Raw genomic sequence first — 3,658 nt, 5'->3', positions numbered from 1 at the left:
CGGCATGGCGGTGAATCTCTTCAACCGGGCCCAGGTGGCGGGCCTGCCGTTGGACAGGACCACCAGGAAGGCCCAGGCCGCCAGCGGCACCAGGCCCGCCGGCAGCCAGCGGCGCAGTGCCTGCCGCGCCCGGTAGCGAACCTCGCCGTCGGTCTTGAGCATCAGGAACGCCAGCGCATGGACCAGGCAGAAGCCGACCACCGCCAGCCCGCCGAGCACCGCGTAACCGTTCAGCCACGCGAACGGACCACCCACCCGGTCGCCGTTGGCGTCCAGCGGCAGCCCGGTGGTGGTCAGCGCCAGCATGGCGCCGACCCCGAAGGCCGAGACCAGCGAGCCGAGGGCGATGGCCCAGTCCCAGCCGTTGCGCCAGCGGTCCGAATGGACCTTGCCGCGGTATTCGAAGCCGACGGCGCGGAAGATCAGCGCCAGCAGCACCAGCACCAGCGGCAGGTACAGGCCGGCGAAGAGCGAGGCGTACCAGTGCGGGAAGGCTGCGAAGATCATCGCTCCGGCGGTGATCAGCCAGACCTCGTTGCCGTCCCACACCGGGCCGACGGTGTTCAGCAGCACGCGCCGCTCGGTGTCATTGCGGGCAAACAGCTTCATCAGCATCCCGACCCCCAGGTCGAAACCCTCCAGGAAGAGGTAGCCGGTGAAGAAAAACCCGATGATGACAAACCACAGGGTGGGCAGGGATTCCACGTCAGTTCTCCAATCGGTCCGGGCCGGGCTCAGTACGCGAAGGCGAGCACATCGTCGCCGTCCTTGCTGCCGGGGCCGCCATGGCCCGCGCCGTCGCCGTCCTTGCCGTTGTCCCGGCCGCCATCGTGCGCGGGCAGCAGCTCCGGCATTGCCGCCGGCACGCCGCCGCGGCAGTAGGTGGCCAGCAGCCTCACCTCCACCACCAGCAGCGACAGGTAGACGAGGGTGAACGCACTGACCGAGAAGACCAGTTCGCCCAGCGAGACCCCCGGCGAGACCGCCGCGGCGGTGAACATGAACACGTCGTCGATGCCGTTCGGATCCGGATTCGGCGCGACCACGAACGGCTGCCGGCCCATTTCGGTGAAGATCCAGCCGGCCGAGTTCGCGCCGAACGGGGCCAGGATGCCCAGCACCGCTAGGCGCATCAGCCACCTGGATTCGGGCACGGTGCCCTTGCGGACCAGCCAGAGGGCCACGGCCGCGGCGGCGGCCGCGAGCATGCCGAAGGTGATCATGAGACGGAATCCCCAGTAGGTCACCTCCATGACCGGCACGTATTCGATGGGCTGGCCGGCGCGCTCGCCGTAGACCGGATCGTCGGGCAGGGCGGTTCCGAACTTTTGCTCGTACTCCGGAATCAGGGTGTTCACGCCCTTGACCTCGGTGTTGAAGTCGCCGTTGGCCAGGAAGGAGAGCAGGCCCGGCAGTTCCATGACGGCGACCACATCGCCACAGTCCTTGGAGCCAAGATCGCCCACCGAGAGCACCGAGAAGCCGGTGCCGTCGTGGCAGGCCGCCTCGGCCGCCGCCATCTTCATCGGCTGCTGCTGGAACATCAGCTTCGCCTGCAGGTCCCCGGTCAGGGAGACGCCGGCGAAGGAAACGAGGGCGACGACGGCGCCGATCCGCAGCGACTGCAGCCAGACCTTGTGGTCGGCTGCGTCCCGGCCGATGGCCGGGTTCGAGCCCACGACCACCTTGCCGGCGGCGTCGACGGTGTCGATGCCGTCCCGGCGGCGCTTCCACAGGTGGTACCAGGCAATGCCGAGCAGGAAGCCGCCGGCCACCGAAAAGGCACCGAAGATGGTGTGCGGGAAGGCGACCAGCAGGGTGTTGTTCGTCAGCACGGCCCAGATGTCCACCATGACCGGACGCCCGTCCACCATTTCCACGCCCACCGGGTGCTGCATCCACGAGTTGGCCGCGAGAATGAAATAGGCCGAGCCGATGGAGGCCAGGGTGGCGGCCCAGATGCTCAGCAGGTGCACGATCTTCGGCAGCCGCTGCCAGCCGAAGATCCACAATCCCAGGAAGATGGATTCGGTGAAGAACGCCAGCAGGGACTCCATCGCCAGCGGCGCGCCGAAGACGTCCCCCACGAAGCGGCTGTACTCGCTCCAGGCCATGCCGAACTGGAATTCCTGGACCAGGCCGGTGGCCACGCCCATGATGAAGTTGATCAGGAACAGCTTGCCCCAGAACTTGGTCATGCGCAGGTACTGTTCGCGGCCGGTGACGAACCAGGCGGTCTGCAGCGGCGCGACCACGATCCCCAGGCCGATGGTCAGCGGCACCATCAGGAAGTGGTACACGGTGGTGATGCCGAACTGCCACCGGGCGATTTCGAGAGCTTCCACGGAACTGCCCTTCAGACGGGCCACCCGGCCCCGGGCAGCCGACCAATCTTCTACACATCGTAGAAACAGTGCTTCTACGTACTGTAGAACAATTTCCCCGGAGGCTGTAAATTGGATACCAGAGCCACGCAAACAGCACCTGGGGTAACGGAGGAAAGACATGGCCACTCTTGGCGAACTGGAGCGCGCAGTCATGGACCTGTTGTGGAGCCAGATCGACACCGCCGATCCGGAGGACGCCGCCATCACGGCGAACACCCTGCGCGACCGGCTGGCCCGGAGCGGCAGTTCCACCGACGGCAAGGAGCTGGCGGTCACCACCGTGCTCACGGTGCTCTCCCGGCTGGAGAAGAAGGGCCTGGTCCAGCGCGAGCGGGAGATCCGCCCGCACCGCTACCGCGCCGTGACCAGCCGCGAGGAGCACACCGTCGAGCTCATGCACGAGGTCCTCGGCTCCGCCCCGGACCGCGAGGCCGTGCTGGCCCGCTTCATTGGCACCGTCACCGAGCAGGAAGCCGAAACACTGCGCAAGATCCTCGCCGGCTAGTTCCAGGATGTTCTGGGCCTCCTACCTCCTGGCCGCCCTGGCGGTCATTCTGGCCTGGCCGGTGCCGGTCCTGCTGTCGAAGGCCCGGTGGACCGCGCGCGCCCCGGTGGCCGCGCTGGTGCTCTGGCAGGCCATCGCCCTCGCCGGCGGGTTGTCGATGATCGGCGCCATGCTGACCTGGGGGCTGGAGCCGCTCGGGGACAACCTGCTGGCGGGCTTGCGCGGCATGGCCGCGCTGCTGTTCGGCCGGTCGGCCGGACGCGGCCTGGACCCGGTCCACATTTTCGCGCTCAGTGCGGCCCTGCTGCTCACCGTCCATCTGGTGTTCACCCTGCTGCTGACCTACCTGCGCATCCGCAAGCAGCGCAACCGGCACCGGGACCTGCTCAAACTGCTCAGCTCCCCCTCGGCGCATTCACCCGCCACGCTGGTCATCAGCCACCCGGCACCGGTGGCCTACTGCCTCCCCGGTGGCGAGGGCTCGGTGACGGTGCTGTCCGAGGGGCTGCTCGAACTGCTCTCACCCGAGGAACTGGACGCGGTCATCGCGCACGAGCGGGCGCACCTGGCCCAGCGCCACGACCTGCTGCTGCTGGCGTTTGCCGCCTGGCGCACCGCGCTGCCCTGGCTGCCCACCTCGCAGCTGGCCCAGCGCGCAGTGAACGAACTGACCGAGATGCTGGCCGACGACGCCGCCCTGGACAGCGCCCGGCGCGAGACCCTGATCCGGGCCATCGCCGTCGTCGGCTCCGGCGAGCGGCCCCCA

4 protein-coding genes are annotated in these 3,658 nt (G+C 68.2%); 2 read left to right on the top strand and 2 right to left on the bottom strand.

The window, feature by feature from the left end:
* Both cydB and ACFQ36_RS21475 read right to left on the bottom strand, forming a co-directional pair.
* Positions 1-705, bottom strand: a 705-nt coding sequence (gene cydB / locus ACFQ36_RS21480; RefSeq protein WP_377017383.1) for a cytochrome d ubiquinol oxidase subunit II, incomplete at its 3' end; no start/stop codon positions are given.
* 29 nt (positions 706-734) lie between these two features.
* On the bottom strand, positions 735-2,345 hold the full coding sequence (locus ACFQ36_RS21475) for a cytochrome ubiquinol oxidase subunit I (protein WP_377017381.1): 1,611 nt from the start codon (positions 2,343-2,345) through the stop codon (positions 735-737).
* 160 nt (positions 2,346-2,505) lie between these two features.
* Between ACFQ36_RS21475 and ACFQ36_RS21470 the strand changes: the two genes are divergently transcribed.
* Positions 2,506-2,892 carry a BlaI/MecI/CopY family transcriptional regulator gene (locus ACFQ36_RS21470; RefSeq protein ID WP_377017379.1) on the top strand — a complete coding sequence of 129 codons (387 nt, stop codon included), beginning with the start codon at positions 2,506-2,508 and terminating at the stop codon, positions 2,890-2,892.
* A gap of 7 nt (positions 2,893-2,899) precedes the next feature.
* The coding region (locus ACFQ36_RS21465) for a M56 family metallopeptidase (RefSeq protein WP_377017377.1) at positions 2,900-3,658 on the top strand (759 nt) is incomplete at its 3' end.

The sequence above is a fragment of the Arthrobacter sp. GCM10027362 genome, assembly GCF_042679445.1.
Lineage (GTDB): Bacteria > Actinomycetota > Actinomycetes > Actinomycetales > Micrococcaceae > Crystallibacter.
The sequence above is the reverse complement of the archived record's forward strand: the minus strand, read 5'-3'. Positions and strand labels throughout refer to the sequence as shown.

What these genes read in the sequence shown, in the direction of transcription:
- ACFQ36_RS21470 (WP_377017379.1), top strand. Translation starts at nt 2,506, where the DNA reads ATGGCCACTCTTGGCGAACTGGAGCGCGCAGTCATGGACCTGTTGTGG.